Here is a 3,770-nt window from a genome sequence, read left to right as displayed (position 1 = left end):
GCCACGGCCCGCGCGGCCTCGGCGGGAGCGGCGTGCGGGGCGAGGACGAGGGCCAGCGTGCCGTCGGCCTGCCCCGGCACCAGGTGCGCGCGCAGGACGGCCGGCTCGGCGGCCACCGCGGCCCGTACCGCCTCGACGACCGCCGGGTCGGCCAGCGGGTCGGTCGTGGTCCGGCCCTCGGCGAGCGCCAGCAGGGCGGACCCCGTCAGTTCGAAGGCGACCGGCCCGGCCAGGTCGAGGACGACCGTGTCGGCCTTCTCGTGGGCGGCGGCCTGGAGGGCCTGGTGCAGGGGTACGGCGACGGGGCGGGCCTGCGGGTCCCAGCGGGCCAGGGACGCGGTGGAGGTGAAGGCCGGCAGGGCCGTACGGTGACCGGCCTTCAGGGTCGGTACGGCCATGTCGCTCGTCTTCTCGCGGCGCAGCCCGTTCTCGTCCTCCTCGACCTCCCCGAGCACGGCGACCACGGGGACGAGCAGCCGGGCGCCCTCGAGCGCCGCCAGCACGGGTCCCACGGCGGTGCGGTCCTCGGCCCAGGCTGCGAGCGCGGCGCTCAGCGCCGGGTCGGCGGAGCCGTCGTCGTCGGAGAAGCCGGGGTCGGGAATGTTCTTGTTCGCCACGGTCACCGACCCTATCGGGGGGAAACTGCTGGGGTTGTGCGGGGCCGGAAACACGGCGGTGACCGCTTTCACAGGTTTCTCAGGCATCGCTGACGTACATCTAACCTGCGTCTAACGGGACGCACAGTCGGTACCTCCAGCATCACGGACATGGAGTCCTCCAGAGCACGCCGCGGCAGCCGCGCTCGTCCCTCCGGGCACCGTCGTCCCCTCCTGTACTGCGCGCTCGCCTCGGTGGCGGTGCTGGGGGCCTCGGCGACCGGGACCGTGTACGTGAAGGCGCAGGCGCACTCGGGTCCGGGCGCCGTATCGTCGGCGGCGCCGACGCCCTCCGCGTCGGCGAGCGGGGAGGTGTCGGTGGAGTCCGTGACCCGGTCCGAGTCGGAGGCCGCAGTGTCTGAGGCTGCGGTGTCCGTGGTGGACCGCGACGCCCTGCTGGCGAAGGCGATGGCGTCGGTGACCGTGCCGGGCGCGGCGCGGGTGTCCGTGGCCGTGCTCGACGTCGGGTCCGGGCTGAGCGCCGTCCACGGCACGGGTGCCTTCGACACGGCGAGCATCGTCAAGGTGGACATCCTGGCGGCGCTGCTGCTCCAGGCGCAGGACGCCGGCCGCCACCTCACGGCCGGCGAGAAGACGTACGCGACCGCCATGATCGAGAGCAGCGACAACGACTCGGCGACGGCCCTGTGGAACTCCGTCGGCGGCGCGGCGGGGCTCGACGCGGCGAACGAACGGTTCGGGCTCACCGGCACCGAGGGCGGCGACGGCCTGCTGTGGGGGCTGACCCGGACCACGGCCGCCGACCAACTGACCCTGCTGCGACAGGTCTTCGGCACCGACTCGACCGGCTCGGAACTGAGCGAGGCCTCGCGCACGTACCTCCAGGGGCTGATGCGGCGGATCGCGGCGGGCCAGCGGTGGGGTGTGTCGGCGGTCGCCGACGGGTCCTCGTGGGCTCTGAAGAACGGCTGGCTGCCGCGGACGGCGACGGGGCTGTGGGACGTCAACAGCATCGGGCGGGTGACGTCCGGCGGGCACGACTACCTGGTGGCGGTGCTGTCGGACGGCAACGCGACGCAGGCGAAGGGCGTCGCGCTGGTGGAGGCGGCGGCCGAGGCGGCGATGTCGGCGTTCACGGACACCTGAGCGGGCCGGGCCCCTGCGGGCTCAGAAGGCGTCGTACTGCTGCTGCCGGTCCTCGCGGTCGCGGGTGCGGCGGCCCCGCCACAGGACCACGGCGGCCACCAGCAGCACTCCGCCGGTTCCGCCCGCGAGCGGACCGGCCCAGCCCGAGGCGGCGTCGTCGGCCTTCTCCTGGTCCGGGCCGGGGCCGAAGTACTTCTCGCCGTACGCCGCCGAGCGCAGGTCCTCGGGTGCGAGGCCGGCGGCGGCCTTGATCGCGGCGGCCGGGTCGATGAAGCCGAAGCCGCGGGAGTCGTCTCGGCCGCCGGTGGGAGAGTTGCGGGCGGTGTCCTCCAGCAGCTTCTTGATCTGCGCCGGGGTCAGGTCAGGGTGGGCGGCCTTGACGAGGGCGACGGCACCGGAGACGAAGGCCGCGGCGGCGGAGGTGCCCCAGCCCTCGTAGTACTTGTGGTCCGGGTCGGCGATGACGACGTCGACGCCGGGGGCGCTGACCGTGGCGTACCAGCGGCGGGTGGAGAAGGAGGCGCGGGTGCCGTAGCGGTCGACGGCGGTCGCGGCGATCACGCCCGGATAGGCCGCCGGGTAGGAGATGTGGTCGCCCTTCTCGCCGCCGTTGCCTGCCGAGGCGACGACGACCGAGCCCTTCTTCAACGCGTATTGGACGGCCTCGTCCTCGGCGGGTTCGGGATGGGCCGAGGCGGAGTCGTCGCCGAGGGAGAGGTTGATGACGTCGGCGCCCTGGTCGGCGGCCCAGCGGATGCCCTCGGCGAGCGCGTTGCCGCGGGTGTTGCGGGCCTTGGTGCGGGACGGGTCGCCGTCCTCCAGGATCACCCGGACGGGGAGGATCTTCGCTTCCGGAGCGATGCCCATGACGCCGTCGCCGTCGGCGTAGCCATGGCCGTGACCGGCGATGATGCCGGCCATCGCGGTGCCGTGGCGGGCCCAGGCGCGGTCGCCGGGGCCGGCGCCGAAGCCGACCATGTCCTTGCCGGTGAGGACATTGCCGTCGAGGTCGGGGTGGTCGGACTCGACGCCGGTGTCCAGGACGGCGACGGTGACGCCCTTGCCCTTGGTGGTCCCCCAGGCCTCCTCGGTGTGCAGGGCCTCCAGGGCCCACTGCTTGGCCCGGATGCCGTCCGCGTAGGCGGTGCTGGGCGGCACCAGGGCCACCGCGGCGGCCAGCAGACAGCTGAGCACCCCGGCCCGGCACAGTCCGCGCCCGCTCATGAGGGTGGCTCCGAGGGCGATACGGCGGCCTTGCGCAGGCCGCGCTCGATGCGGTCGGCGAGGCCCTTCGCCTCGTGGCCCACGCCCGCCTGGGCGGTGGCGGTGCCGGCGCCGGACGCGGTGGCCTCCGCGGCGGACTGCGGGGTGGCGACCGTACGGCCGTCGGCCCAGCCGGAGACCGCGTAGACGACGACGGGGGCGTCGGTGAGGACGGACACCGTCCAGGAGGCACGCTGCCCGTCGCCGAAGGCGGCGGCGACCGTCCCCTTCGCCGCGTACGGGCGCGGCATCAGGTCGGTGCGGCGGGCCAGGCCCTCCCTGTCGAACCTGGTGTCGAGGGCGCGCATGCCGGCCGCGTCGGCCTTGGTGAACAGCATGCCGACCGTGGTGACGTGACTGCGGGTGGCGTCGGTGTAGGTCGCGCGCAGCAGGCGGGCGCAGCCGACCGGGGCGAGGGCCTTGGCGAGCAGCGGGTCGAAGGCGCCGGCGCAGCCGCTGTCCGGGGCGACGGCGATCCGTGTCCAGGTGCGGTCGGCGCCGCCGGGGCCCGCGCCCTGTCCGTCCACGGTGGGCGGGAACAACTGGTCGACGGGCACGTTGTGCCACAGGCCGCCCGCGGTGGCGTACACGCCGGGCTCGCCCGCGTCCGCGGGGTCGCCGACGAGCCAACTGCCGGTCACCGCACCGCCGATGAGGCCGAGTCCGAGGACCACGCAGGCCGCCGCCGCGACGGTGTGCCCGCGCAGCCTCATCCACCCCGCGCGCGGGGTGGATGAGGCTGCG

The 3,770-nt window shown here is 74.8% G+C and carries 4 protein-coding genes; 1 reads left to right on the top strand and 3 read right to left on the bottom strand.

From position 1 onward, the window contains the following. A partial coding sequence (locus BZL64_RS33500) for an SseB family protein (RefSeq protein ID WP_086772864.1) occupies positions 1–617 on the bottom strand: 617 nt, incomplete at its 3' end. A gap of 150 nt (positions 618–767) precedes the next feature. On the opposite strand from BZL64_RS33500, the gene BZL64_RS33495 reads away from it, so the two are divergent. Next, entirely contained in the window at positions 768–1,763 is a 996-nt protein-coding gene (locus tag BZL64_RS33495; RefSeq protein ID WP_086772863.1) for a serine hydrolase, read from the top strand. Positions 1,764–1,784: 21 nt separating this feature from the next. Here BZL64_RS33495 and mycP read toward each other — a convergent pair whose 3' ends face one another. Together mycP and BZL64_RS33485 are read right to left on the bottom strand one after the other, a co-directional pair. After that, the gene (gene mycP, locus BZL64_RS33490) at positions 1,785–2,987 is read right to left on the bottom strand and encodes a type VII secretion-associated serine protease mycosin (protein ID WP_086772862.1); all 1,203 of its coding nucleotides are present in this window, start codon (positions 2,985–2,987) and stop codon (positions 1,785–1,787) included. Beyond that, complete coding sequence (locus tag BZL64_RS33485) at positions 2,984–3,739, bottom strand: hypothetical protein (protein WP_086772861.1); 756 nt, start codon at positions 3,737–3,739, stop codon at positions 2,984–2,986. The genes mycP and BZL64_RS33485 overlap by 4 nt, the downstream gene beginning before the upstream one ends. Positions 3,740–3,770: the final 31 nt, after the last annotated feature.

Origin of the sequence: Streptomyces bobili (assembly GCF_002154575.1) — a bacterium.
GTDB lineage: Bacteria > Actinomycetota > Actinomycetes > Streptomycetales > Streptomycetaceae > Streptomyces > Streptomyces bobili.
Note: the sequence above shows the minus strand (reverse complement) of the source record. Positions and strands in the feature narration are given on the sequence as shown.

What these genes read in the sequence shown, in the direction of transcription:
- mycP (WP_086772862.1), bottom strand. Translation starts at nt 2,987, where the DNA reads ATGAGCGGGCGCGGACTGTGCCGGGCCGGGGTGCTCAGCTGTCTGCTG.
- BZL64_RS33485 (WP_086772861.1), bottom strand. Translation starts at nt 3,739, where the DNA reads ATGAGGCTGCGCGGGCACACCGTCGCGGCGGCGGCCTGCGTGGTCCTC.
- BZL64_RS33495 (WP_086772863.1), top strand. Translation starts at nt 768, where the DNA reads ATGGAGTCCTCCAGAGCACGCCGCGGCAGCCGCGCTCGTCCCTCCGGG.